Origin of the sequence: Gracilibacillus xinjiangensis, assembly GCF_042651765.1 — a bacterium.
GTDB lineage: Bacteria > Bacillota > Bacilli > Bacillales > Amphibacillaceae > Gracilibacillus > Gracilibacillus xinjiangensis.
This window is the reverse complement of sequence record NZ_JBHSDT010000004.1, coordinates 465,096-490,722: the sequence shown is the minus strand read 5'-3', so window position 1 is coordinate 490,722 and position 25,627 is coordinate 465,096. Positions and strand designations below refer to the sequence as shown.

General features: G+C 36.7%; 22 protein-coding genes, 2 pseudogenes and 1 riboswitch. Of the genes and pseudogenes, 5 read left to right on the top strand and 19 right to left on the bottom strand.

What is annotated here, in order from left to right; all coding sequences use genetic code 11:
• The first annotated feature begins 5 nt into the window (after positions 1–5).
• A riboswitch (TPP riboswitch) is annotated at positions 6–121 on the top strand.
• Positions 122–216: 95 nt separating this feature from the next.
• The gene (gene thiW, locus ACFOY7_RS06565; RefSeq protein WP_390250594.1) at positions 217–723 is read left to right on the top strand and encodes an energy coupling factor transporter S component ThiW; all 507 of its coding nucleotides are present in this window, start codon (positions 217–219) and stop codon (positions 721–723) included.
• 52 nt (positions 724–775) lie between these two features.
• Here thiW and ACFOY7_RS06560 read toward each other — a convergent pair whose 3' ends face one another.
• From ACFOY7_RS06560 to ACFOY7_RS06520, 9 genes are all read right to left on the bottom strand, one after another.
• Positions 776–2,131, bottom strand: a complete 1,356-nt coding sequence (locus tag ACFOY7_RS06560) for a sulfatase-like hydrolase/transferase (RefSeq protein ID WP_390250591.1) — start codon at positions 2,129–2,131, stop codon at positions 776–778.
• Between the two features lie 3 nt (positions 2,132–2,134).
• Positions 2,135–5,344: a glycosyl hydrolase gene (locus ACFOY7_RS06555; protein ID WP_390250588.1), complete on the bottom strand. Its 3,210-nt coding sequence runs from the start codon at positions 5,342–5,344 to the stop codon at positions 2,135–2,137.
• A gap of 211 nt (positions 5,345–5,555) precedes the next feature.
• Complete coding sequence (locus tag ACFOY7_RS06550) at positions 5,556–5,795, bottom strand: indolepyruvate ferredoxin oxidoreductase subunit alpha (protein WP_390250586.1); 240 nt, start codon at positions 5,793–5,795, stop codon at positions 5,556–5,558.
• A 118-nt stretch (positions 5,796–5,913) separates the two neighbouring features.
• The gene (locus ACFOY7_RS06545; RefSeq protein ID WP_390250584.1) at positions 5,914–6,753 is read right to left on the bottom strand and encodes an aldo/keto reductase; all 840 of its coding nucleotides are present in this window, start codon (positions 6,751–6,753) and stop codon (positions 5,914–5,916) included.
• Between the two features lie 138 nt (positions 6,754–6,891).
• Complete coding sequence (helD, locus tag ACFOY7_RS06540; RefSeq protein ID WP_390250582.1) at positions 6,892–9,258, bottom strand: RNA polymerase recycling motor HelD; 2,367 nt, start codon at positions 9,256–9,258, stop codon at positions 6,892–6,894.
• Positions 9,259–9,290: 32 nt separating this feature from the next.
• Positions 9,291–11,108, bottom strand: coding sequence for an ABC transporter ATP-binding protein (locus tag ACFOY7_RS06535; RefSeq protein ID WP_390250580.1), 1,818 nt, complete (start codon positions 11,106–11,108; stop codon positions 9,291–9,293).
• Entirely contained in the window at positions 11,101–12,822 is a 1,722-nt protein-coding gene (locus tag ACFOY7_RS06530; RefSeq protein ID WP_390250578.1) for an ABC transporter ATP-binding protein, read from the bottom strand. Before ACFOY7_RS06530 ends, ACFOY7_RS06535 begins: the two co-directional genes overlap by 8 nt.
• A gap of 205 nt (positions 12,823–13,027) precedes the next feature.
• Entirely contained in the window at positions 13,028–13,930 is a 903-nt protein-coding gene (locus ACFOY7_RS06525; protein ID WP_390250575.1) for a DUF1002 domain-containing protein, read from the bottom strand.
• A 179-nt stretch (positions 13,931–14,109) separates the two neighbouring features.
• Positions 14,110–14,487 carry a RidA family protein gene (locus tag ACFOY7_RS06520; protein WP_390250573.1) on the bottom strand — a complete coding sequence of 126 codons (378 nt, stop codon included), beginning with the start codon at positions 14,485–14,487 and terminating at the stop codon, positions 14,110–14,112.
• 106 nt (positions 14,488–14,593) lie between these two features.
• On the opposite strand from ACFOY7_RS06520, the gene ACFOY7_RS06515 reads away from it, so the two are divergent.
• A complete protein-coding gene (locus ACFOY7_RS06515) occupies positions 14,594–14,995 on the top strand; it encodes a secondary thiamine-phosphate synthase enzyme YjbQ (protein ID WP_390250571.1) in 402 nt (133 codons plus the stop codon).
• A 116-nt stretch (positions 14,996–15,111) separates the two neighbouring features.
• Here the strand turns inward: ACFOY7_RS06515 and uxaC are convergent, their stop codons facing one another.
• Positions 15,112–16,512 (bottom strand): glucuronate isomerase, encoded by a 1,401-nt coding sequence (gene uxaC, locus ACFOY7_RS06510; RefSeq protein WP_390250569.1) that lies wholly within the window; start codon positions 16,510–16,512, stop codon positions 15,112–15,114.
• Positions 16,513–16,542: 30 nt separating this feature from the next.
• Positions 16,543–18,033: a tagaturonate epimerase family protein gene (locus tag ACFOY7_RS06505; RefSeq protein ID WP_390250567.1), complete on the bottom strand. Its 1,491-nt coding sequence runs from the start codon at positions 18,031–18,033 to the stop codon at positions 16,543–16,545.
• Positions 18,034–18,184: 151 nt separating this feature from the next.
• Between ACFOY7_RS06505 and ACFOY7_RS06500 the strand changes: the two genes are divergently transcribed.
• Complete coding sequence (locus ACFOY7_RS06500; protein WP_390250565.1) at positions 18,185–19,177, top strand: LacI family DNA-binding transcriptional regulator; 993 nt, start codon at positions 18,185–18,187, stop codon at positions 19,175–19,177.
• A gap of 181 nt (positions 19,178–19,358) precedes the next feature.
• Positions 19,359–19,802, top strand: a complete 444-nt coding sequence (locus tag ACFOY7_RS06495) for a PH domain-containing protein (protein ID WP_390250563.1) — start codon at positions 19,359–19,361, stop codon at positions 19,800–19,802.
• 9 nt (positions 19,803–19,811) lie between these two features.
• Here ACFOY7_RS06495 and larC2 read toward each other — a convergent pair whose 3' ends face one another.
• Both larC2 and ACFOY7_RS06485 read right to left on the bottom strand, forming a co-directional pair.
• Positions 19,812–20,273, bottom strand: a complete 462-nt coding sequence (larC2, locus tag ACFOY7_RS06490; protein ID WP_390250561.1) for a nickel pincer cofactor biosynthesis protein LarC2 — start codon at positions 20,271–20,273, stop codon at positions 19,812–19,814.
• Positions 20,274–20,280: 7 nt separating this feature from the next.
• Entirely contained in the window at positions 20,281–20,874 is a 594-nt protein-coding gene (locus ACFOY7_RS06485) for a TetR/AcrR family transcriptional regulator (RefSeq protein ID WP_390250559.1), read from the bottom strand.
• An 82-nt stretch (positions 20,875–20,956) separates the two neighbouring features.
• Here ACFOY7_RS06485 and ACFOY7_RS06480 point away from each other — a divergent pair, with 82 nt between their 5' ends.
• Positions 20,957–21,499 (top strand): hypothetical protein, encoded by a 543-nt coding sequence (locus ACFOY7_RS06480; protein ID WP_390250557.1) that lies wholly within the window; start codon positions 20,957–20,959, stop codon positions 21,497–21,499.
• Positions 21,500–21,527: 28 nt separating this feature from the next.
• Here the strand turns inward: ACFOY7_RS06480 and ACFOY7_RS06475 are convergent, their stop codons facing one another.
• From ACFOY7_RS06475 to kduI, 6 genes and pseudogenes are all read right to left on the bottom strand, one after another.
• Positions 21,528–22,505 (bottom strand): HD domain-containing protein, encoded by a 978-nt coding sequence (locus tag ACFOY7_RS06475; protein WP_390250555.1) that lies wholly within the window; start codon positions 22,503–22,505, stop codon positions 21,528–21,530.
• A 171-nt stretch (positions 22,506–22,676) separates the two neighbouring features.
• Positions 22,677–22,808: pseudogene (locus ACFOY7_RS06470) on the bottom strand (GNAT family N-acetyltransferase); the annotation flags it as partial.
• A pseudogene (locus tag ACFOY7_RS06465) lies at positions 22,807–22,931 on the bottom strand (IS1595 family transposase); the annotation flags it as partial. The pseudogenes ACFOY7_RS06470 and ACFOY7_RS06465, both read right to left, overlap by 2 nt.
• A 113-nt stretch (positions 22,932–23,044) precedes the next feature.
• On the bottom strand, positions 23,045–23,887 hold the full coding sequence (locus ACFOY7_RS06460; protein ID WP_390250553.1) for a sugar phosphate isomerase/epimerase family protein: 843 nt from the start codon (positions 23,885–23,887) through the stop codon (positions 23,045–23,047).
• Between the two features lie 107 nt (positions 23,888–23,994).
• The gene (kduD, locus tag ACFOY7_RS06455) at positions 23,995–24,771 is read right to left on the bottom strand and encodes a 2-dehydro-3-deoxy-D-gluconate 5-dehydrogenase KduD (RefSeq protein WP_390250551.1); all 777 of its coding nucleotides are present in this window, start codon (positions 24,769–24,771) and stop codon (positions 23,995–23,997) included.
• Between the two features lie 13 nt (positions 24,772–24,784).
• Positions 24,785–25,615, bottom strand: coding sequence for a 5-dehydro-4-deoxy-D-glucuronate isomerase (kduI, locus tag ACFOY7_RS06450; protein WP_390250549.1), 831 nt, complete (start codon positions 25,613–25,615; stop codon positions 24,785–24,787).
• Between the last annotated feature and the right edge of the window lie 12 nt (positions 25,616–25,627).

Genomic DNA, 25,627 nt, shown 5'->3' with positions numbered 1-25,627 from the left:
AATATGATTACTACTAGGGGTGCCTATAAGCATAGGCTGAGAGAAAAGCGCGCTTCAAGCTTTTTAACTCTTAAGACCTGATCTGGTTTATACCAGCGGAGGGAAGTAGCTGTCCATACCAATTTGTATGCGAAGCCAGGTCTTAATTAAAGATCTGGTTTTTTTAAATTTTCCCTTATGTTAGTATAACCAAACATTGATGGAAGGTGGAACGAAATGAGAAAAAGAACGACATTACTTACAATGATGGCAGTATTTGTTGCGATAGGAACATTAGGTTCACAATTTTTATGGTTTCCAACAGGAATTGCAAAAGCTTTCCCTGTACAACATGCGGTAAATGTGATGGCAGCTGTTACACTAGGACCTGTCCCTGCAGTAATTATTGCTTTTGCTATCGGCCTTTTGCGCAATTTATTAGGCATAGGTACATTGCTTGCTTTTCCAGGGGGGATGATTGGTGCATTATTAGCCGGAATAGTTTTTAAAGTTACGAATAATAAAATAATGGCTGGGATTGGCGAAGTTGTTGGTACCGGTATAATCGGTGCATTATTATCCGTTCCTTTCGCTTACCTGTTAATGGGCACATCTGTTGGTGCCATAGCATTTTTACCAGGTTTCCTTGTCAGCAGTATAAGTGGAGCAATTATTGGAATCCTGATATTATCCAGAGTGAAAACAACTAGCTTATCCAAGTATGCTTTGTCAACGAAGACCTAAGAGAAAAGGCTGTTGAGTGTTATACTTATCAACAGCCTTTCCATTCATTCATTTAAAGCCAAACTTCTTCATCCATTACTCCTCTTTGCCCACTTTCCTTAGGAGCTGCAGGTTGAATAACAGGTGTTTCATTCTCCATTTGTATAATTTTCTTTAGTAATTTTCCCCGGAGGACTTCTGCAACTTTCTGGTGGGAACGGAAACCAATTAAATTAGTTAACTCATAAGGATCTGCTGCTAAATCATACAGAAATTCTTCAACATACCGATCCGAGCTAGCATCATATATTCTATCTGCATCTGGATCAGAAACACTATACTTCCATCGGTTTGTCCGTATCGCCCGCCCAACTTGTGATTCGCTTATTTGAATGAATACTTCATTTTCCCAGTCACCAGCCTCCTGATTGACTAACGGAAGAAAAGAATGACCTGACATTTGCTCTGGAACCTTAATCCCTGCAGCATCTAACAAGGTTGGCGGAAAATCGATTAAACTGACTAATTCCTTTTTCTTCCCACCGTGGAAAAATCCTGGACCTGTAATAGCTGTTGGTATACGAATGGAACTTTCATGACAAGACCGTTTATATTCATGATTCCTCGTTTTAAAATGACAGCCATGATCTGATGTGAATAAAACGATCGTTTCTTCTCTAATCCCCAGGCTTTTTAATGTATCTAAAATTCTGCCTAATGCCTCATCAATTCTTTTTACCATTCCATAATAACCACCTAAGTGTTGTGCACTTGTTCCACCCAATGCTTGCAAGTCTGGCGGAATCCACTTTGCTGTATATTTTTCCTCATACCCATCTGGTGCTGGATAATTATCTGTTCGATTCTGATGGTGTGGTTCCAAGTAAGACAGAAAAAGGAAAAATGGGTTTGCTTGCTTTTCCCTATCATCAATAAACCGAATGGCTGCATCTGTTAATGCATCAACACGATAACCTGGTAATTCTACAGGATTCTGCTCATTATCATATACGGTTGTTTTATACGGTTCAGAAGTATGCTCAAGCCCGTTGGCCGCAAGCCAATAGTCATAGCCTCCTTGTCTCTTTCGACTAACTGGTTCTTCTGCAGCAAGATGCCACTTACCTATATAACCAGTGTAGTAACCGTTTTCCTTAAAGTAATGTGCTAATGTTTTTTCATCATCAGGCAGTGGAACGGAATTTCGATAACAGCCTGTTTCTGTTGCAAACTTTCCTGTTTGAAAACAAGATCTAGCCGGGGCACAAACTGGCTGACAAGTGAAAGCATTATACAGATGTGTTCCTTCTCCTGCCATTTGGTCAAAGTTTGGCGTTAAATCTAACGGATTGCCATGAACACCTGTCGTATCCCATCTTTGCTGGTCAGTAAATACAACGATAACATTTGGGGACTGATTTACTGTCAAAACTTATTCCTCCTCCCTTTTGACTGTTCGTACCTCTTTTAAGACATGTTCCTCATAATCAAAATACTTACCTTCTAACAAACCGACTAATGTATTTTTCACCTTAATGGTTAGTACATTTATTCCTTGTTTTAATTGATCACCTTTTACAATCGTGTCATATGGTGACCATGCTCTTACACCAAGTGATATACCATTCAATGAAATTTCGACTGCATCATGCACTTCATCTAAATCTTTTATCCGTAATTGATATGTTTCATTATTATCACCTTTCCACTCGAATGAGCTGGTGAAAGTAAGGCTTCCAGCATAATGCGGCAATCCAGCATATGGTTGTTTAAGTGATGATGTTTTTTCAGGGGTTTTCGTTATGACAGGTACTGTATCACTATATACAACGCCAAAATCTCCTAGTAAATAAATTGGATCGACTACGCCATCCCAATCTTTTTCGATTTGTCCTTTTACCTCTACACTGTTCTCTCCTTGTTTCACTAGTTCACTAATATCTGCCACGATATTGGTATGATCATAGAAAAATTGTTGGTTGAATGCTGACCAATTTACTTTTTTATCATTAATATAAATACTTAATCCGTCAGAGACAGCATTTTTATCGATTAATAGGAAACATTCACTAGACATTTGCTCAATTTGAAACAATTTCACATAACTTACATTCAGCGGATATGGAAGACTCAATTCCATCGGCGTTCCAAAAATCTGCGAAAATTGAACAGGTAAATTACAAGTTTTGGATAGATCCTCACACTGGTCAATAAAAGTCTTCGCTTCTACTGTTCCTGTTATATTTTCTTTATAATGAATCGTCATTTCAAAATCGGATAACCTTAATATATTTGGCTGATCTAATGTTAAATCCCAGCTCTTTTGCTTTGCCAAAATGATTAATTGGCCGGCTGTTTCTTGTATGCTATCCTGTTTTGCTTCCTTATCAATTACTTTTATTAAATAAGATTGATATGGTACAAAAGTTAGTGGAAGTTCCCAGCGATTTTCTGATCGTGTGACAGGCAATGATTGCACCTGACCTGTTTCTATATCTACTTTTAGAAACTCCTTTTCCACTGAGCCTGCTTGGTAGTATAGTGTTGTACGGTGTCTTCCGTTTTCCTGATTGGTAAGAAAAATAAGATCTGATCCATCATCATATTGTCGATGCTGCATAAGGAAACTTTGCGTACCATCTTCTACACGAAACTGAACTTTGTTTGTCCGAAATTGTTCAATAATTTCATGTAACCGCTCACATTCTTCATTACCTTGTTTAATGAAATAAGTATGATATTGCGAATGTGCCAACACTTTATCATCACTGCTATTTTGCCAAAAGTCCAACAAATCTATTGAATCCGTATTAAAGTAAGTTTCCATCTCAGTTAATACTGCTGGGTCACTTTCAATATTTTCATATGGTAATAAGCCGTTCGCTATGACAACACCACCTTGTTCCATAAATTGTTTGATTTTAAGCCATGCTGACTTCTCTAAATTTGTTATCGGCGGAAGAATTAAGATTGAATAACGTGCTTTACCAATCACTATGTTTCCTTCAGATATTTGTGCCTGTGCTAAAATCTCTGGATCTAAATGGTCGTAGTCGTGGTGATTTTTCGTTAAACTTAGGCAAATATCACGCCATGTATTTTTTAATTTTTCTAATTGTGCTTTTTCCTTATCATCATTTCCTACATAAGAGAACTTCATAAATGGATTTGCCATTTTCACCCATAGACTTGTTGTTGGATCCAATACTGCTATTTCTCTTACAACCGTTCCTTGGCTCATTAGATAGCTGATTCTTGATACATAATCACCTAACAAGCGATAATGCTCCCAATATGGGTTCTGTAAAAATTGGGATGGTGGTGCATCATGTTTAACCAGTCCATTTAATGTATAGAAAAAGGCATGAAAATTAAAGAAGTTTATCCCTAGCGCAACCATTCGGTCAATCATCCATTTGGCATCTTGCATTGTCATCGACCAGCCTACACTGTGAAAACATTCTATTAAGGCCCTGTCACGGTTTAATTGATTACTAAGTGCACTTATCATTTTCGGATTGGCACGAAGACTAAAGAAATACCTTTTTAAAATCCAATCTAATGACCGGCCGAGCTTCTCATGGGAACTGTCTCCTCCTGGTACATGACTGTACACTTGGGCTGACATTCTTGCTGATGGCACTTCGGAAACATATTGTATCCCTTCTGTCTCACACCAATCATGGATCTGTTTATGATAAACGTCCCTCAACATTTCATGAATGGATTGATAATATTGATAACGGACCATGGCAGCATTTTCATCATCAAAGAGTAATTTATGTAAATGATCACGAATATCATAGCCATAGTGTTCCTGAATATATGGGACAAGCTGAGGGGACCATGGGAGTTCTCCCAATAAATGTGTTTCATCTGTGAACATCCCTTTAATCGTTTTGCCAAAATGATTGCCGACCTTTTCTAAGTACTTTTCATGCGTTACTCTTATAAAAGTCTTAATCGCATCTTTGTGTAGTGGATCAACATATGTGCCATAATATTTAAAGTCACTGATTTCCTCTTCCATAAAGCAATGAATTTGCCATTGTCCTGCAGGCACCTCCCAAGTAAGGAAACGTTTAGGATCGTAAGTAAAGTATCTCCTTTGATTGTATGCTGTTAAGCCGGTTTTTTGATAAACATGATCTAATTGAATATTGCCAATATATTGTTTGATATCAATTGCTTCTTCCCAATTAAGGTGACCTGTTTGATGATCGACTGGCACAGCTTTAGCAAACAGAATTTTACCCCAAGGCAGTTCGGCTGAAAATTTCCCTCCCCCATCTGCCACCTTCATGTTATGTGTAAGAATCGATTGTTTCGCATCCTTATGCTCTAATGTTACTTCTCCACCTGCAATTCCGCTCGGGTATGGATATTCATCATATAACCATACATGCATACCATTCTTCTCAGCGACTTCGATAGCATAATTTACCTTATCAAACCATTCTTCGGATAAATAAGGAACAGTCATCCCTTGTCTTGCACAAAGAAAGAAACCTGTCACATGTTTATCTGCCATCTCGTTAATCTGATGTTCAATTTCTGCTTCTTCCATTTCCCCATTCCAGAACCAAAATGGATGGATACCAAATTCTGCACTTGGATATAGAAATTTTTGTTGATTAAGCATTTTTCCACCTCTTTTTATAAAGCGTTTTCATAATTACACTTTAACGGAGTTTCGGCTAAATAACAATCATACTTTTTTGAATAACGATGGTAACTAATGTAACACTTTTCTATCACTTTAATACTTTTCTGCAACTTGACTATACTAGTTTACCTGCCTATCCCTTTAGAGAAAAAATAAAGCAGCCACTATCCATGTGGCAGCTTTAATTTTATTTATTAGCAAAAAACGCCTCTGCTTTTTCTAAAAACACTTCTTGTTCTGGTGTAAGATCATATTCTTCCTCTATTGCATCAACCGGACAAACGGCTTTACATGCGCCACAATCAATGCAGATATCTGGATCTATATAAAATTGGTCCGGACCTTCTTTAATGCAGTCAACAGGACAAACTGTTGTACATTCCCCTGCTTTTTCGATTTGGCATGGTTCTGTAATTACAAATGCCATAATCAAAACCCCCTCTTTGTTGTCTCTCTATTACTACGATAGCTTATTCGTTTCATCTGTTCAACCGCAAAACAGAAAAAAGTATCTAGTTTATCTAGATACTTTTTTCACTTATATATTATCTTTTATCAAAAACGTCCGGATCTGGGCCAATACGTTCTTCTTTATTCATCTCACCGATGAGTTTCATTTCCTCATCTGATAATTCAAAATCAAAAACATCAGCATTTTCATGAATACGGTGCTTTTTCACTGATTTAGGAATGGTAACTACTTCATTTTGGAGGTCCCATCTTAAAATTATTTGTGCAGTGGATTTGCCATGACGCTCAGCGATTTTCGTTAATGTTTGATCAGCTAAGATTTGGCCCTGTTTTAACGGAGACCATGCTTCTAATTGAATTTGATGTTTTTTGCAAAATTCATGCAAGCTTTTTTGTTGCAGGTGTGGATGATATTCAACTTGGTTCACCATTGGTACTACTTCAGCTTCTGTTAAAAGATCTTCCAGGTGGTGTTCCTTGAAGTTACTTACACCAATTGCACGAATCTTCCCGTCTTTATAAAGCTGTTCCATTGCTTTCCATGTTTCTTTATATTTATTCTGGCTTGGTACTGGCCAGTGAATCAAATATAGATCGAGATATTCTAATCCAAGCTTTTCTAATGATGTTTCAAATGCTTTTAATGTTTCCTCATAGCCTTGATCACCATTCCATAGTTTAGATGTGATAAACAATTCGTCACGAGGAATACCGGATTCTTTGATTGCTTGACCTACACCTTCTTCATTTTTATAAACTGCTGCTGTATCAATGCTTTTATAGCCGTGTTCCAATGCCCATTTAACAGAATTAATCACTTCTTCTCCATCCTCAACTTGAAAAACTCCTAGTCCGAACCAAGGCATCTTCACACCATTATGTAGTGTTGTTGTTGCTTGTAAACTTGTTACCATTGTTATTCCTCCCCTTTGTTTAGTTACTATATTATCTTGCCATATATGAATAAAATTGAGAAATGTTATGCTTATTATTATCTTAGATAAATTGTTTATTCTGCTAAAATCAAAAAATGACCGGTATAACCGGTCATTTTACTCATTATTTCGTACTGCAATTTCATGTATTTTGAAATGGAGAAAATCGTTTTTTGGTACTTGCTCAATAAATCGGCTTGGACGTCCGACTGAGAATAGCGCTAAGTGGTGCATGGCACGCGTACATGCTGTATAGAATAAGTTTCGTTCAAGATCGTTATGGTAATTCTCATCAGATGCGTCGGCAATAACTACTGAATCAAATTCAATTCCCTTAGCTAAATAAGCAGGAATAACGACAATCCCCTTATTAAATGTATGTGTTTCCTGTGTCATTAAGTGAACAGGTAAACGTTGTTTCAATAACGCGTGTAACAATCTGCACTCTTCCATTGTTTTACCGATTATTGCAACAGTCTCTTGCCCTTCTGCAAGATATTCCTGGATTTTCGAGACAATTTTTTCTACGGCAATTTCAGGTTGGTCTACTTCCATTAAGACTGGCAAGTCACCTTCTCTTTCAAAAGGTTCAATCAAGTCTCCATTTGGCATAAACGCTTTAGTGAAAGAGACAATTGGTTTTGTTGAACGATAACTTCTCGTTAATACAATTCGTTCATGTTTTTCAGAGAATTTATCTGATAAAAGTGTTTCTTCTCTCACTGCATGTGCATAAATCGCCTGGTTAATATCACCCAGCAATGTCATTCTGCTAACAGGATACATACGCTTCACCAGTGCAAACTGAAATGGTGAATAATCTTGCGCTTCATCAATAAACAAGTGCTGAATTGTTCGTTGAGAGTGGAATCCAAGCATACATTTTTCAAAATAGATATAACCGGTAGCATCTTCCCATGTTAAATATCTATCTTTTAGATATTCATCTGTTAATTGACATATATCCGTCCATCTGTCTGGTAATGATTCGTCCATACCAATTGTACGATAATGATAAAATAACTTACGGAACGTTTTTAATGTATCAACAAAAGCAAGTTTCCTGATTTTTACCTTTAATGGTTTCATCTTATTTGCAACCACTCGTTTTCGTAAAAGTTCTTCCTCGCGATCAAAGTCATCAAAGGTTTCATCAGTAAATCTTAGTTCTTCTTGCAGTGATTGATGAACATCCACATAGTCTTCTTTATCCAGCAATTCACTCTCTTCTAACACCCAATCTTTTTCTCTTTCATATTCCTCCACCCTCTTTAATTGGAGTAAAAGCCAATTCGCTACTTTTTCCAGACGGTCGGGAATAGATAAAGTGCGCTCTGTTTGATAGAAATATTGTTCAATCGCCTTCTTGGAAATAATAATTTCCCCACGGAATGAGATATTACGAAATACAATGCCTGCTTCGCCTAAGTCATCCAAATATTTATCCAATAATCTTTTATAGTCTAAACTTGCCTTATAATGCATTGCTTCTACTCTCGTATCATAGTCTTTTCCATCTTTTCTTAAATAGTACTCCATTTGCTCGAATGGTGTCTCTAATTGAAAGCTGTCATCTAACTGGCGATGTAAAAACTGATAAAATGTCATCTGTTTCATATTATCTTCGCCAAGCTCAGGAAGGACTGTTGCAACATAACTATTAAACAATGGATTAGGTGAAAATAATACGATTTGTTCCGATGTTAAAGTCTCTCTATATCGGTATAACAAATAAGCAACACGTTGTAATGCCGCAGAAGTTTTGCCGCTCCCCGCAACACCTTGGACCACTAATACCTTACTTTTTTCGTTTCTAATTATTTGATTTTGTTCTCTTTGAATAGTGGAAACGATACTCTTCATTTTCGTACTCGCCTGATTACCTAACACTTTTTGCAAGAGATGGTCACCAATAGTCAATCCTGTGTCAAACATTCCTTTTAATTCGCCATTACGTATAATATATTGACGTTTTAATGTTATTTCCCCGGAAATATTTCCTTGAACAGTGTCGTAACTTGCCGGTCCTGGCGGATAATCGTAGTACATGCTCGCAATAGGCGCTCTCCAGTCATGTACAAGGAAATTCTCTTCCGCATCGTCAAGTACTGAGGCTAACCCTATATATATTGGCTGCTCATTTGACTCACTTTCTTCTTGAAAATCAATTCTGCCGAAATATGGCGAGTCCTTTAAGCGATCAAGAATATCTAATCGTTCACTCACCTGCCCATGGCTTCTTTCCCGTTCAGATAAAAATTCAGCTTGTTGCTTAATACTCGCTTCGGTCTCTATTTTATCATCCATTTCTTCTATGTTAACCGTAACGTCTTCCCAGAAATCCCGCCTAATATCGATAACGTCCTGCTTCAAGTTGGATGCACGTGATCGTAATATACCCATTTTCCTTTTAATTTCTTCTACCACTTTATTGACACGATTTTGTTCATCTTTCAATTCTTGTTTTTGTCTATCATCCGTCATTACAATCACCTCCATGACGTAAATTCTTTGGATCATGCTTCTTTTACTGTTTGTGTTTTAACAAGGTTAGCATAAAATCCTTTTTGCTGTAATAATGAATGATGAGTGCCTCTCTCAATAATCTTACCTTCTTTTAACACTAAAATAAGATCTGCTTCCTCAATCGTATTTAATCTATGTGCAATAATAAAGCTAGTCTTTCCTTCCATTAACCGGTTTAATGCTTCTGTGATTTTTAATTCGGTAATCGTATCAATACTACTCGTTGCTTCGTCTAAAATCAAGATAGACGGATTACGAAGCATTGCTCGGGCAATCGAAATTAATTGGCGCTGGCCCTGACTTATACCATGACCGTTTCCTTCTAACAATGTATCATATTTATCCGGCAATTGTTCAATAAAGAAATGAGCATTTGCCATTTTAGCAGCATTCTCTACATCCTCGTCCGTTGCGTCTAATTTGCCATACCGTATATTTTCTCTTACTGTTGTATCAAATAAATAAGCATCTTGTAAAACAATACCTAAGTTTTCTCTTAAGCTTTCATTTGACAGATGGTTAATATCGTGCCCATCTACTAAGATATTACCTGTCTGTTCCTTATAAAAACGTGTTATCAAGGAAATAACAGTTGTCTTTCCCGCACCAGTAGGTCCTACTAGTGCCACCGTCTGACCAGGCTCCGCATGAAATGATATCTTATCCAATACTTTCTCTTCATTATTATAAGCAAAGGAAACTTGTTTGAATACAACATCCCCATTTAATTTTTCTATACGCTTTTTATTATCATTACCTTCTTCTTGTTGCTCATCTAATATAACAAAAACTCTTTCTGCCCCTGCCACTGCAGATAATATCGTATTAAATTGGTTAGCTAAATCATTTAACGGGCGTGTAAATTGTCTTGCATATGTTGTAAATGTTACGATAACGCCAATAGATATCACCGTTGCATTTGTTGACAGAACCACCCAGCCGCCAATTCCGACAATTATGGCAAAACTAAAATTATTTAAGGTATTCATTAGTTTAGGAATGAAACCAGAATATACTTGAGCCCAGTAACCTGCTTCTCTTAACTTTTCGTTATGATTCTGAAATTGATTAATCACTCGATGTTCCTGATGAAATAATTTAACCATTGTATGACCTGACAGCGTTTCTTCCAGGAATCCATTCATTTCCCCTAATTCCCTTTGCTGTTCCTTAAAATACTTACCTGTTCGTTTCGTAATCCATCTCATTCCAAAAAACATGAGTGGTACAATCAGGAGAGTCATCCATGTTAACAGCGGGCTAAGCCAAAACATTACAACTAATGTTCCAACTAATGTCAGAACACTAGTTGTTAATTGAATAACTGCTGTATTTAATGTCCTGCTAATATTTTCAATATCATTTGTTAGTCGGCTCATCAAGTCCCCGCTTTGGGATTTCTGAAAAAATAATATGGGCAGTTTTAAAACATGTTCAAATAATTCCTTCCGCATTAAATAAACGGTATGTTGTGCAATATCAATCATCCAATAGTTTTGCAATGCTAGTGTAACTGATTGTAAAATAAATACAGCAGCCAGAATGAGAAGGATTTGGATAAAGCTGAATTGACTCACAGCTCCTGTCATTACATCCACTGCTAAACCAATAAAATAAGGTCCAAGTAATGAAAGTAACGCACTAAAAATAACAAATAAGAGGACAAGCCAAAATAACAATCGATCTGTAGCCATATAACTCCATATTCTAAGTACCGTGCCTTTTAAATTTTTCACTTTCGCCCTTTTCACAGGAAGATGCGGTGAAACAGGCGGGCTAGTTTGCGGGTTTCTTTTTCGATTAATCATCCATCAATACACCTTCCCTTCTTTGTGATTCCCACATTTTTTGGTAAAGAGGGAGTGATTGTACTAATTGTTCATGTGTTCCTTGTCCTTTAACAGTGCCTTTCTCTAACACAAGAATCTGATCGGCATCAACCACTGAACTGATCTTCTGTGACACAATAAAAGTGGTACATTTTCGTCTGCGTATTGCTTCTAAGACATGCTTTTCTGTTGTTGCATCAAGGGCACTAGTGCTGTCATCTAACAATAAGATAGACGGATTATCTGCTAAAGCACGTGCAATCGAGAGACGCTGCTTCTGGCCGCCAGACAGGTTGACACCACGCTGTCCGATTACAGTGTCGTATTTGGCTGGTAATGTTTGAACAAATGAATCTAATTGTGCTTCTTTTGCTACTTGTTCGATTTCTTCCATCGATAATTGCTCGTTCCCCCAGGAGATATTATCTTTAATGGTTCCAGAGAATAAAAAACCTTCTTGCGGCACTAAAGTTATATCAAGACGAACCTGATTTCCCCATACCTCAATAGGCTGTTTATCAATATAAATTTCGCCACTCGTTTTATGATATAAGTATGGAATCAAATGGAGGAGTGTTGTCTTTCCAGAACCAGTTTCCCCTAATATCCCGACCTTTTCTCCTGGCTTGATATCAAAGTTGATATCATGCAGTGATTCTTTCCTCATATTTGGATAACAAAAAGATACATGTTCAAACTCAATTGCACCTTGTATCTTATGCCATTGGGGTATTTCTTTCACTTCATCATCCAGACTTTCAGCCAACACTTCATTGATGCGTGCAGCTGAAGCTCTTCCGCGAGTGAGATTCATTAGAAGGAAAGAAAAGACACCAAATGATGCTAACATTCTGGTCGCATAGTTTATAATTGCAACCACTTCACCCGCTTGTGCACCATTCATCTCTAATTGTACCGATCCAAACCATAATAAAACAATTAAAGCCAGATTCATGATCAGCATGACAATTGGCATCACGATTTCCATTACCCATAATGCTTTTTTATTTTGATCCTTCAGACGGTTATTTATTTTTGAAAAACGGTTGTTTTCATATGTAATATGATGAAAAGCTTTTACGAGCTTAATTGCTAACAAATTTTCCCGTACAATCTGATTCACACTATCTAACTTTTCTTGTACAGATCGGAACAACCTCATACCTTTCTTCATTAAGGTCAGCATGATTATCATTAAGAGCGGAATTGTTGCTAGCAAAATCACAGCCAACGAAGGGTTTATTGTAAAAGACATAACAATTCCAAAAACTATAAATAATGGAGCTCGAAGCATAATACGCATAAATCCAAAAAGCAAACCTTGAATTTGTGAAACATCATTGGTCATTCTAGTGAGTAGAGAGGATGTTTGGAACTTCTGTATCTTCATCGCAGAAAACATCTGGATATGATGGAACATATCCTTTCGAATATCATGGCCTACCCCCTGGCTCACATGCGAGGCGAAGAAAGAGCTGCTAATCCCCGCTATAAATGCAATAACCGTTATAAATAATAACCAGCCGCCATAAATATAGATTGTTTCCATATCCCCGGCTACAATACCATCATCAATGATTTTAGCCATAATTACAGGTTGAACAAGCTCTACAATTAATTCTACAATCATTAAAAATAGTGCAACATACATTGCATATTTATATAGATTTATATACTTAAATAATTTGCTCATTGAATTCCCCCAATCTCACTAGTTCTACCTATTATATAACAATTTAAGCGCTTCCTCCATTAGAAAAAAGCGCCCTGCAATATACTACATCCAGCTTGGTTGTATAACCAAGCTCATTGCTATTCCCTATTATTACTATGCTGCTAATAAAAAAAATTCTTCAGTATGCAATTCCCTCACATACTGAAGCTATTTATAAAATATTTTAGCTGAATAAACCTCTAATCGAATCAATTAAATTAGTAAAGAAGTCTTTGACCGCTTGCCAGAAACCCTCTGTATCGCCGCCGGTTACTTCTTCAAGCTTGCCTTTTAAATCATTAACAATACTGTCCAGCTGTTTTGTCACTTGTCCAAAATCAATGTTCAAATTACGCATTTTATCAAATAAGTTTGTTAACATTTGGCGGTCTTCCGGACTTAATTGAATATTTAAATTTTCTAATTGTTCACTAACAATTCTTTCCACATCTTCTTTTGTTGCGGGATTTTGTTCAGCTATTTGCTTTTTGATCTCTGTTAACAGTTCACTAACTTTAGCTTCCTCAATCCCCGCATCCTCGGCCAGATCTGTTGCTACATCTAGTTCTTCATTTGCTACTTCCATTCTTTCTTTATCCAATGATTCCCCATCAACATTAAAGGCTTTATAGATACCTGTTAATGCAGAGTGCCCACTAACCTTTAATGGGGAGGCAACTTCCACTAATGCATTTTCAATTCCGGCTGTTAATAAAGCATTCGCATACATTTCATTCGTTACCTGAGTAATATTTTCCGGATTAACGATATTCACAACCACACCATAACCTTCACCTTGTCTAGTGATTTTTGCTGAAGAGTACATATTTGAGCTTGGATCACCATCAATGAAATTTACCAGATCCTGTGCTGTCACAATATACTCTTCCACTTGTTCAGGATCTGTTGCATTCAGTAAATTTCTGACCTGGTCTTTTTGATCTTCTGACAGTGCCTCACCTAAGACCACTTTTGGTTTTCCATATCGTTCATCAATACCTATATCTCCATTACTTGCAAAAACAACTGACGACATAGCAAGTCCAACTACCAATGATAAAATAAACATCGATAACAGTTTCTTCATATATTGTCTCCTTTTTTGTATACTTACTCTTATATTATGCAAGATTTATGAGAATATGGAAAGAAAAAAATTAGAAACTTGAATTATTGATAACGTCTGTTAGTCGATACGATGTCACTATACCCTAATCAGCTGGCCTAAAAACCTTCTAACAGATATGCTAGAAGGTTTCTTTTTTCTTATTTCTTTGCAATAACATCCATTTCAACGCCTACACCTTTTGGTAATTTGCTAACTTCAACTGTTGCACGTGCCGGATATGGTTCTTGAAGAAATTTTGCATATGTCTCATTAATTGCCGCGAAATCGTCCATATTTGTAATATAAATCGTAAATTTCACAACATGTGCAAAAGTTAATCCAGCTTCACTTAGTACTGCCTGTAAATTGTTCATCACTTGCTCTGTTTGTTTCGCAATATCACCATCGACAACTTCCATTGTTTCTGGATGAAGCGGTATCTGCCCGGAAACAAAGACAAAGTCTCCTGCATCAATCGCCTGTGAATATGGGCCAATCGCTTGTGGTGCATTGTTTGTATATATTTCTTTTACCATCTCTATCGCATCCTCTCTTCATTAATACTACACAGAAAATTTTAACATAGAAACGATTTTTAGTAGAATAGAATGGAAGGAATTTTTTAAAAAAGGGTGATAAAACATGGAGAAAACGTTTCAACTACGCACAAACAAACATGACGACATGATCGAGATTACAGCAGATGTTGCAAATTTCCTAAGAGAAAATAATGTGCAAAACGGGCTTGTTGTTGTTTCTTCCTTACATACAACAGCAGGAATTACAGTGAATGAGAATGCTGATCCTGATGTGAAAACAGATTTTCTCAGACGGCTTAGTGAAGTATATCCTTGGGAGCATTCAAAAGATTTGCATATGGAAGGAAACACTGCTGCACATTTAAAAGTGAGTACGGTAGGCCATAACCAAACATTAGTTGTCTCTAACGGGAATCTTGTACTTGGGACATGGCAAGGAATCTATTTCTGTGAATTTGACGGACCCAGATCTCGTAAATTCCATGTAAAAATTTTGAAAGGATAAAGCATGCACTTAGCGTCTTATGGAATTATTCTTAAAATGATCGGGGAATCCTATCGTTTCATGATTAAACGAAGAAGCACAAACTAGTAAAGTCTGTGCTTCTTCTCCACTACTATTTAGAAACCAAAGTATTCCTTCGCATTATAATAGGAAATATTTTGTACAATTTTCGCTAATGTTTCTTCATCATTTGGATATTCGCCATTCTCTACCCATTCACCAATTAAGTTACACATAATGCGACGGAAATACTCGTGACGTGTATAAGACAGGAAGCTTCGTGAATCTGTCAGCATTCCGATAAAACGGCTAAACACACCATTATCAGCTAACTTCTCCATCTGGTCAATCATACCTAGCTTGGTATCATTGAACCACCATGCTGTTCCGAATTGCATTTTCCCTGGAGTTCCTCCACCTTGGAAGCTTCCTATTATCGTTGAAATCGTTACATTATCACGCGGGTTTAAAGAATAAAGAATGGTTTTTGGCAATGCATCTGCTTGATCTAGTGAATCAAGTAATTTCACTAAAGGCTGTGCTATTAACGCATCATTCATTGAATCATAGCCAGTATCTGGACCTAAATTATTAAACATTCTTGTATTGTTATTTCTGTGGGCATTAATATGATATTGCATCGCCCAGCCTCTTTTATGGTATTGTTTACCTAAGAAAGTCAATGTAAAGGATTTATATTTTTTCTCTTCTTCTAATGATACTTTTTCATTTTTAATCCCTTTAGCGAAAATTTCTGCTACTTCCGCTTCTGTGGTTTCTTCATACATCATTGTATCTAAGGCATGGTCAGACACACGACCGCCAACTTCATGGAAGAAATCAATTCTCTTTTCTAATGCTTCTAAAAAGGCTTCATATGAATCAATAGTTATGCCAGATACTTCTGCCAATTTTGCCACCCAGTCAACGAAGGTATCCCGATTGATTTCCAGCCCTTTATCTGGACGGAAACTTGGTAATACTTTCACATCGAAACTATCATCTGCTTTAATTTTTTCATGGTATTCTAGCGAATCTGTAGGATCGTCTGTTGTACAAACAACTTCAACACCTGATTTCACGATAAAATCACGGACATTCCATTCCCCGCTGGTTAGGAGCTTATTTACTTTCTCCCAAATAGCTGGTGCAGTGTTTTCATTTAATGGCTCTTCAACACCAAAGTACCGCTTTAATTCAAGATGTGTCCAGTGATAAAGCGGATTACCAATTAACATTGGGACAGTTTTTGCCCATGCAAGAAATTTATCATAATCACTGCCATCACCTGTAACGTATTTCTCTTCTATCCCGTTCGCTCGCATTGCACGCCATTTGTAATGGTCACCATAAAGCCATACTTTCGTAATATTCTCGAATTGAATATTTTCATAGATTTCTTCTGGACTTAAATGGCAATGGTAATCGATAATCGGTAAATCTTTGGCATATTCATGGTAAAGTTTCTCTGCAGTTTTGTTATTTAAGACGAAATTATTATCCATAAATGCTTTCATTCTTATCCCTACCTTTTTATAGATTTATGATTAAAGCCCTAATAAGTCTAGATGACGGCCAATATGTTTAACTAATCCATTACGATAAGTATCTTCATTGTTTAATAGAGTATCAAAGAACTCCGTACGGAATAAGTCAGAACCAGATTCATCTTTCGCTGTTAATAAAATACCATAGGTTACGTGGAACAATTGTCTTGCAGCATCATCGTCCATATATTTTGGCAAGTCTGCATCTGATGTATTATTTAATGGAGCAATACTGGCTAAATCAGGTGTTACATGATAGTACTGTAAAGTTTCTTCAAAATGTTCTTCTGCATATACATGCATGCGGCGATACAGATCTGGATTTTCGACAGCAATTACTCGTACAGCTTCCAGCCAGTTCGTACCAGCTGTTTTAATGTGTAATAACCCTTCTGTATATTTACCGATAATTGGGAATACACTGAATTTGTCACTACCTGAGTGAATACTTAATTTATAGCCAAAGTATTTAGCTATCTCCGCATGTTCATGTAATTCTTTTTCAAATTGCTCCAGATCACCAATGTAGTCAATTCCTTTCTGGAATTCTCCACAGAATCTAGGTGCAAGACTCTGTACAGTTACTCCTCTTCTTCTCAACTCTTCTGCAACAAAGAAATGCGCTTCAGGTGCTGTTACCGTTTCTGTTTCGTCTATTGAAATTTCAAAATCGATTGCTTTATCTGCTTTCGCAACATACTCGTTAAATACATGTTCCATAAAGTCAATAGCTTCACCATATACGAGCACATTCTTTACAAGGCTGGCTTCATCAAAAGTAATCTCAAGGTTTTGTACGTTAAATGTTTTGTTTAAATAGTGGTCATTATAATATTCTTTTCTATCAACCGGAAGCCCTGCATATTCTTTTTGAATGTCCTCTGCTGTTGCTCCTTCGATATCATTGCGGATTTGTTCCGAACAATCTAATGTCAGGAAACTAAATCCAAGCTCTATCGCATAGGCGATGTCTTTTTCTAATTTAATATGATCTGCATCGGCACCATATCCATCTTTATAACCTTCTTGAAATACTGCGAAACTAGCTGCATCCAGAATATCAGTCATTGTTCGATTTAGTAGTGTTAATTCCCGAATACTTTGTTGAGCAAGTATTGGTTTTACTTTTCGATTTCTTGTTGTTTCAATATGACCGGGTGAGGCAACACCAAGACGATCACCAAGACCCATTGTTGCAATCTTCGTACCAAATGCCTGTGGAACTGTATAATCAAAATATTTATTAAGGACAAGTCTGTTCTCATGTGATAATGCACAAACTTTTCCAGTGCCGGCAGTCTCCCCATTCAGCTCATTGAATAAATCACTTTCGCCAACAGCTATCAAATATTTTTCCGTACCTGTCTTCACCATAACAAGATTTGTACCATCTTTTTGTTCAAAAGAACTCTCGTAAACAGTCACTCCGTTTGACGATGATGGGGCTTTTCCCTGGGTCAATGCCTCTACTACTTCATTAAATTGATCCACTATATTCCACTCCCTGTAAATATTCCGTTTGTGAACGGTTTCAGTTATTTTTATCAAATTAATAACAACGTTGTTATTTTTATGATATACTATTTAAAAAAAGAACTCAACTAAAAACTTATTTTTTTTATGAAAGATACAGGTGATGAAGATGACAGTTACAATAAAAGATATAGCCAGAATAGCTGGTGTAAGCTATTCCACTGTTTCAAAAGCATTAAATAACAGCCCATTAGTAAAAGAAGTGACCAAAAGAAAAATTTTAAAAGTTGCGGAAGAGATGGGTTATGAGCCAAATTTGGCTGCTAAACAATTAGTCCGTAAAAAAACCGATGTGATAGGCTTAATGTGGCCAACAATTGAAAGGATCGTACTAGCTACATTGGTTACTAACATCAGTAAGGCTTTTGAAGCTACTCCATATTCGATGATCCTGTCAGTTGATTCACCAGAAACTGCAATGGACACATTTAAGAAATTTCAAGTGGATGGGATGATTGTTTTTGGTGAATCAAATAAAATTTCTGTCACCACTGATAATATTCCCTTTGTTATATATGGTGTTTCGGGGAAAAATGAAACAACCTCTCCCATTATTGATGCGAATCACGAAGCTTCCATGCAAAAGGCTGTAAAACACTTATTTGAACTTGGGCACCGCCATATCGCCTACATTGGACATCTTGATACAGAAGATGCCCTTCAATCAGAAAAAGTGGAAGGCTATGAAAAAGCGATGAAACATTTCGGATTAAATGAATATATACAAATTATCAATTCGAATGGACTTAATTGGTTTGATGGTTATACAGCGATAGATGAAGTATTAGGTCAAGAGAAGTTACCAACTGCGATTATTGGGGGGAGTTATGATATCAGCGGAGGGATCTTAAGAGCTTTACAGGAAAAAGGGGTTAGAATTCCCGCAGATATTTCCATTGTCAGTTATGACAATATCCCGCAAATGGCTACAATGGAAGTACCAATGACGTGCACTGGGGTACCTGTTGATATTTTGGCAGAAGAAATTGTCCACACTATTATTGAACGGATTGAATCAGATGAAGAGATAGAGTCAGTAAAAAAGTTATCTCCTACATTAACAGAAAGAGAAAGTTCTGGTCCACCACCGAATAAACGGTAACTCTTCCCTTTCAATCACTGCATTAGATTAAGGGGGAAAGGCAGTACTAGAACAGGGTAAAAATTCCGGCTATATTTCAAAGGGATCCATCCATTTCCTTAGTCTTAGCCAACTCTTTATATTTCTGAATAATATGAGATGTGACCAGCAAAGCATATTAATGGTAGAGGTGTGAATGGAGATGAAATTCCGTGCCAAAAGAGACCAGCCTTTTCTCCTAATGATACTCATTGCTATAGTAATTATTGGTATTGCTACAATATTACCAATATTCCTTATACCAAATCCCAATCTATTCGATATAATCTTACTTATTGGTATTTTCGGAGTCTGTACTGGTTTTTCATTATGGACTACTTTTGATATAAGTTATACTTTGCATGACGATTACTTATTTGCAAAAGGCGGGTTATTCCGTAGTAAAATCCCTTATAAAGATATCATAAAAATTGTTCCTTCCACTGATATACTTACAGGATATCGTATTCTATCGTCAAGAGATGGATTAGAGATATTTTATAAAAATTCGTTTTTTGGCAGTATTAAAATTTCACCCGAAGATAAAAATCAATTTCTTGAAGAATTGGAAAAAAGGAGAGCAGGAAATAATACGCCTACACAGTAAGGCGTGTTATTATACTAATCTCCATATTTCTGAATACACATCTTTTAGCGGGATTTGGTATTTTTCTGCAATTTTCCGGCAATCTTCATATTCAGGTGAAGCTTTGATCACTTCTCCGTTTTGCAGTCCTTCTTTTACAGAAATCTCTCCCCATTTTGTTTGAACTATCCTTGTTTGTCTTTCCATTCGGAATACAGTTAATGGATAGTATCTAATACCAAGTGTCGTCGTTTCCGCTAACAAAATTTCCTTTAATTGATCGAACTGTTTTTTATTACATAACAACTGTAACAATACAGCTGGACGGTTCTTTTTCATATAAATCGGTGTATAATAAACATCATTAGCACCAGCTTCGAACAATTTATCCATTACATAACCTAACCATTCACCTGGTGTATCATCCAAGTTTACTTCTACCTTTAACATTTCTGTATCAGTATGTTGTTCATCTGGCGGGTGTTTCTTCATATACCGCTCACCTCTTTACAATGGATTCTATATGATACTTTAATGTATCAATCATATTCTTATACGTAAACTTGTCAGGATAAAGCAAATGATGTATTGCCATCCCATCTATAATGGCATGCAGTCGATTTAATTCCAGTTCGACATCTATATCAGGATTCAGTAATTGTACCTTCTTTAAAAACATTAGGACATTCAACATGCCATCGTGCATTTCTTCATAGGTCCTTTCACTAAGTTCTCTTAATTTCTCATCAACCAATGTTCTTGCTGTAAATACAAACCAGACCTCCATTTCTATTTTCCGTTCATTATCTAATGGTAACACTTCACCTAATGCTTGAGCGGCTATTTCCACCGGGTCGCCCTGATAACTACCAGATTGCACCCGCTCGTTTACTCTATCTGTTACTAGTTCCATGGAAAATTGCAGCAGTTCTGATTGTGTTGCAAAATAATGGCGTAACGCTCCCACAGATAAACCTGCCTTTTCTGCAACTTTCCTTACTGTAGCTTTCTCTAACCCTTCTTCGACAATCACTTTCCATGTTGCTTCAGCAATTTGGACTTTACGTTGATCATGATCTACTATTTTTGGCATATAATTATTTTAACACACTTGTATTAATTTAGAAGTATGATATGATTTAATACATACGTATTAAAAAAGGAGCTAAGTATTTATGATTGGTTGGTTAATCGTTGCATGCGAAATTGGATTTTGGTTATTTGTGATTGCTGGATTAGTAACTAGATATATTTTAAAACAGAAAAAATTGAGTACATTTCTTTTGATATGTACACCAGTAGTTGACTTTATCTTACTTATAGCAACAATTATAGATTTGAAGAATGGAGCTACGGCGACAACCGTACATGGAATAGCAGCAATCTATATCGGTGTCAGCATTGCATTTGGTCATCAAATGATTAAATGGGCAGACGTTCGCTTTGCCTATTATTTTAGTAATGGGCCTAAACCAGCAAAAAAGAAAAAGTATGGCAAGGAATTTGCGAAGTCAGAAAGAGAGGGCTGGTACCGGCATCTTTTCGCATGGGGGATAGGAAGTTGTTTTATTTTTGGAATTGTATGGTATATAAATAATGCAGAGCAGACTGCCCAATTAATGCAGCTTTTCATAATCTGGTCTATTGTATTAGCCATAGATTTTGTAATTAGTTTCAGTTATACACTGTTTCCGAAAAAGGAAGGGGATTTATTTTAAAGGCTCTGTTAACAACATCTAATCTATCTTAGTTAGAGAGTATTCTTACATACATCCCTCTTGTGGCTTTCTCATATGCTAAGTTACTCATAACCCTTACTTTTTCTGATAGTTCTGACACTGGCATCAATTCCCCATCTTTAAAAACAGAAGGGTCAATCATGCGCAGTTTGTTTTTTCTATGTAGATGGTAGTTCTCTCTATCCTCTTTCACTTGCACATTTGGATCGAGCTTGCTTAATAAATCAACCAATTCCTTATCTTCTGATGATCTTATTTTGATTATCAATTCTTCATCTTTACCAAGAAAATCGTTAAGGTTTAATAAATTTTTTTCTAATGATAGTTTTAAAGTCTTTGACAATATATCGTAGCCATAGGTATTTAGAGGGTCCATAAAGAAGTCAATTACTTCTTTGTAATACGTTTTGACAAACCATTCAGCTATTTCAATGTTTTGAAGATACATTTTCCCTTTTACAACGGTTAAGTTCTCCAAAAAACGATTTACTTCATCTAACGAGATATTTCCATACACATACATATCACGAAGAGTATAATCTACTCTATCTGCACATAATTCTGGTGCTGGCTGTTCCAACAATGACCACTTAGTATCATCATACAAAATATCCTCATAATTGTAGTTATATTTGGCTAAAATTGTTGGGATTTCAGAGTTTTCAACAACTGAACTATATATTTTTTCATGGTAGTCTTCTTCCTTATTTTCAATTACAAAATCAATTATATGAGAAAATGCTGTGTGGGAAACATCATGCAATAACCCTGCAATCTGCTCTTCGACTGTTCCACCAAGTTTTCTAATTAACAACATTACACCTATTGAGTGGTCATAACGAGTAACATTCCACTTTCTATTAACTAAGTAACTTGCTCCACCTTGATGAATTCCCTTTAACCTTTGAATTGGCTCACTTAAAATTATTTCTTCTAAAACACTATCTACTTCAAATGCACCGTATATTCCATCTGATATAATCATTTGTCTCCACCCTTAACTGCAAAGAATAAAGCGAAAATTTCATTATTTCATCTTAAATTATCCTGCTCATTCAGTTTAACATTAATTTCCTTTTTTGAAATAGAATAAGGAATTCCTTATTGAAGGAATGCACCCGTTAGTTTAAGTATAAGTATTCACAAAGAAGGGCAATTATAATAGCATATTATCATAATCACTTTTAAGTATTGCCATAATAATTTCATCTGAATATGCTTTATTATAAAATAAAGACTGACGTAAGACACCTTCTTTTACAAACCCCACTTTTTCATAGGCTCTAATCTAATTGCTCTCTTATTAATCGACCCATTCCCAATGTCTGTGAAAAAGTTATTTTGTCACGGCCTCTCGCAACTAAACACATACTTTTTCGTTGCTTATACCGCGTTTCTTTTCGGAACGACCACCAACTTGTATATGATTAAATCTATTATTGCATTTGTTCCCGAAAATCAAATTATCAACAACAAACTTTAACAGAGTCATTCTAAAAGAGCAGTTCCCAGTGAACTGCCCTTTTAAGCTTTATCATATTGTTTAATTAAGTAGCTGATACTATCATCAATATAAGGTTCTTTCGTGTTCTCCAACAGCACTTCAATAAATGGTTTATCCGCCTTTACCCACTGGAATAATAAATCATAACGCAATAGCCCCGTGCCGACAGGGACCATCTTTATCCAATTATCTTCAATAACAAAATCTTTTGCATGGATTGCTACAATTCGGTCGCCGAATAATTCAAATGACTGCTCGTATACCATCTCTTGATCTTGGTAATTCTCCATAGACATAAAATTAGCTGGATCAAATACTACTTGTAAGTGATTAGAATTTACTTCATCTAATAATCGCCGCATTAATTGCGGTGTATGAATCGGATGATTGATTCCTCCTTCAATCCCAACAATTATCCCCCACTTTTCTGCTTCATCCGTTAGAGATTTCACACTTTTAACAACCTTATGGAATGCTTCCTCAGTAAAATTAGCTTCCGTATAGCCCATTTTTTCATTTACATTCCCTGTTTCTGATGCAACAATGCTGCAACCAAAATCTCTCGCAAAGCGAATATGTTCTTTGAAACGGGAAAGTAACTGTTCACGCTTCTCTTGATCGGGATGGATCATATTAATATAACAACCTAAAATGGCAATAGTGACACGATTACTTTGAAATGACTGTCGCATATATTTAGCAAAACCCGGACTAAGTGAGCCTGTTTGTGTTGGTAAATCGGGAAAAGACTTTGCTAATGCTAATTGTACAGAGCCCAACCCCTTCGATGCCACTTCTTTTGCAATTTGCTCTGGCTCATGGTATGCGACATCATGACCACGAATACCTAAATTTAGTCTCATGAAAGATACACTCCTTTTTTAAATGAGTTTTCCGCTGCTATCGGCAACCCGCCAATTTTAGAATGATAGAAAAAGAATGACTAGCCAATTAAGCTAGTCACTCCTGGTTATCTAGCCAGCCATCCTCCATCAACAGCTAACACATGTCCGTTCATGTAATCAGACGCTTTGCTTGCTAAATATACTACTGTTCCCATTAGGTCACTTGGATCTGCCCAATAACCCGCCGGAATACGTGATAAAATTTCCGCATTACGCTTTTCATCCGCTCTTATTGGTGCTGTATTTTTTGTCGCGAAATAGCCTGGAGCAATCGCATTTACCTGAATATTATGCTCGGCTAACTCATTAGCAAAAGATTTGGTTAAACCCGCGACAGCGTGCTTACTTGCTGTATATGGCGGGATAAATTTTCCGCCCTGGAAAGAAAGCATTGAGGCAATATTAATAATTTTGCCTGCACGTTTTTCTGCCATCACTTTCGCTGCTGCCTGACTTAAGAAGTAAACAGCATCTAAGTTAAGTGCCATCACATCGTCCCAATCCTCATCTTTATATTCCAGTAGAGGATTACGGCGGATTGTACCAGCATTATTGACTAAAATATCAACAGTACCAAATACTTCCACACATGCTGGCACCACTTTTTGTAATTGCTCACGATCTGACAAATCCGCTTGATAAAACTCAGCATCTCCTTCTGACCCTGAAAGTAATTGTTTCGTTTCATCCCAGTTTGTACCATGTGTGACAACAAACACATTTGCTCCAGCTTTTGCTAAAGCAACAGTATATGCTTGTCCCAGACCAGTGTTACCGCCTGTAATAATTGCTGTCCTGCCTTTTAATGAAAAATAATCTAAAGTAAAGTTTTCCAAGCTCATTCATCAAACCTCCTTATCGTAACTCATCCATGCTCACATGATCCATATCATCATACGTAATGTTCTCGCCACACATTCCCCAAATGAATGTATAATTACTTGTCGCTGTACCGCAATGGATAGACCAGCTTGGTGAAATAACCGCTTGCTCATTCTTCAATACAAGGTGTCTTGTTTCACTTGGTTCACCCATGAAGTGGAAGGCACGAGTATCCTGTTCCATATCGAAATATAAATAGACTTCACTGCGGCGGTCATGCGTATGTGCAGGCATTGTGTTCCAAACACTTCCCGGCTGAAGCATTGTTAAGCCCATTTGCAATTGACAGCTTTCACATACATTCGGATGAATATATTGGTGAATTTTCCGCTCATTCAATGTACCGGACTCTCCTAACTCCAGTGGTTTTATATCTTTAATATCAATCTTTACTGTAGGATAAGTGTGGTGTGCGGGTGCAGAGTTTATATAAAATTTAGCTGGTGTTGCCGGATCATTAGAACCAAACCAAACTTCCTTTGTCCCCCGACTCACATATAGCCCATCATGGCGTTTCATTTCATAACGTTCACCATCTAAAATTACGTAACCATCATTACCAATATTAATAATTCCAAGTTCACGACGCTCTAAGAAGTAACTTACACCTAACTGTTTATCCAGCTTAATTGTTAAATCTTCTGATGCTGGTGTTACCCCACCAAAAATCATACGGTCAACATGTGTATAAGTTAAATGAACTTTCCCTGCTTCAAACAATTTCTCCACTAAGAATTTCTCACGTAACTCGTCTGTATTGTATCTTCTAATCTCCTCAGGGTGGCTTGCATAACGTACTTCCATGAATAATTCCTC

Coding starts and splice junctions, on each gene's coding strand:
- thiW (WP_390250594.1), top strand. CDS start 217: ATGAGAAAAAGAACGACATTACTTACAATGATGGCAGTATTTGTTGCG.
- ACFOY7_RS06555 (WP_390250588.1), bottom strand. CDS start 5,344: ATGCTTAATCAACAAAAATTTCTATATCCAAGTGCAGAATTTGGTATC.
- ACFOY7_RS06550 (WP_390250586.1), bottom strand. CDS start 5,795: ATGGCATTTGTAATTACAGAACCATGCCAAATCGAAAAAGCAGGGGAA.
- ACFOY7_RS06545 (WP_390250584.1), bottom strand. CDS start 6,753: ATGGTAACAAGTTTACAAGCAACAACAACACTACATAATGGTGTGAAG.
- helD (WP_390250582.1), bottom strand. CDS start 9,258: ATGACGGATGATAGACAAAAACAAGAATTGAAAGATGAACAAAATCGT.
- ACFOY7_RS06535 (WP_390250580.1), bottom strand. CDS start 11,108: ATGATTAATCGAAAAAGAAACCCGCAAACTAGCCCGCCTGTTTCACCG.
- ACFOY7_RS06530 (WP_390250578.1), bottom strand. CDS start 12,822: ATGAGCAAATTATTTAAGTATATAAATCTATATAAATATGCAATGTAT.
- ACFOY7_RS06525 (WP_390250575.1), bottom strand. CDS start 13,930: ATGAAGAAACTGTTATCGATGTTTATTTTATCATTGGTAGTTGGACTT.
- ACFOY7_RS06520 (WP_390250573.1), bottom strand. CDS start 14,487: ATGGTAAAAGAAATATATACAAACAATGCACCACAAGCGATTGGCCCA.
- ACFOY7_RS06515 (WP_390250571.1), top strand. CDS start 14,594: ATGGAGAAAACGTTTCAACTACGCACAAACAAACATGACGACATGATC.
- uxaC (WP_390250569.1), bottom strand. CDS start 16,512: ATGAAAGCATTTATGGATAATAATTTCGTCTTAAATAACAAAACTGCA.
- ACFOY7_RS06500 (WP_390250565.1), top strand. CDS start 18,185: ATGACAGTTACAATAAAAGATATAGCCAGAATAGCTGGTGTAAGCTAT.
- ACFOY7_RS06495 (WP_390250563.1), top strand. CDS start 19,359: ATGAAATTCCGTGCCAAAAGAGACCAGCCTTTTCTCCTAATGATACTC.
- larC2 (WP_390250561.1), bottom strand. CDS start 20,273: ATGAAGAAACACCCGCCAGATGAACAACATACTGATACAGAAATGTTA.
- ACFOY7_RS06485 (WP_390250559.1), bottom strand. CDS start 20,874: ATGCCAAAAATAGTAGATCATGATCAACGTAAAGTCCAAATTGCTGAA.
- ACFOY7_RS06480 (WP_390250557.1), top strand. CDS start 20,957: ATGATTGGTTGGTTAATCGTTGCATGCGAAATTGGATTTTGGTTATTT.
- ACFOY7_RS06475 (WP_390250555.1), bottom strand. CDS start 22,505: ATGATTATATCAGATGGAATATACGGTGCATTTGAAGTAGATAGTGTT.
- ACFOY7_RS06460 (WP_390250553.1), bottom strand. CDS start 23,887: ATGAGACTAAATTTAGGTATTCGTGGTCATGATGTCGCATACCATGAG.
- kduD (WP_390250551.1), bottom strand. CDS start 24,771: ATGAGCTTGGAAAACTTTACTTTAGATTATTTTTCATTAAAAGGCAGG.
- kduI (WP_390250549.1), bottom strand. CDS start 25,615: ATGGAAGTACGTTATGCAAGCCACCCTGAGGAGATTAGAAGATACAAT.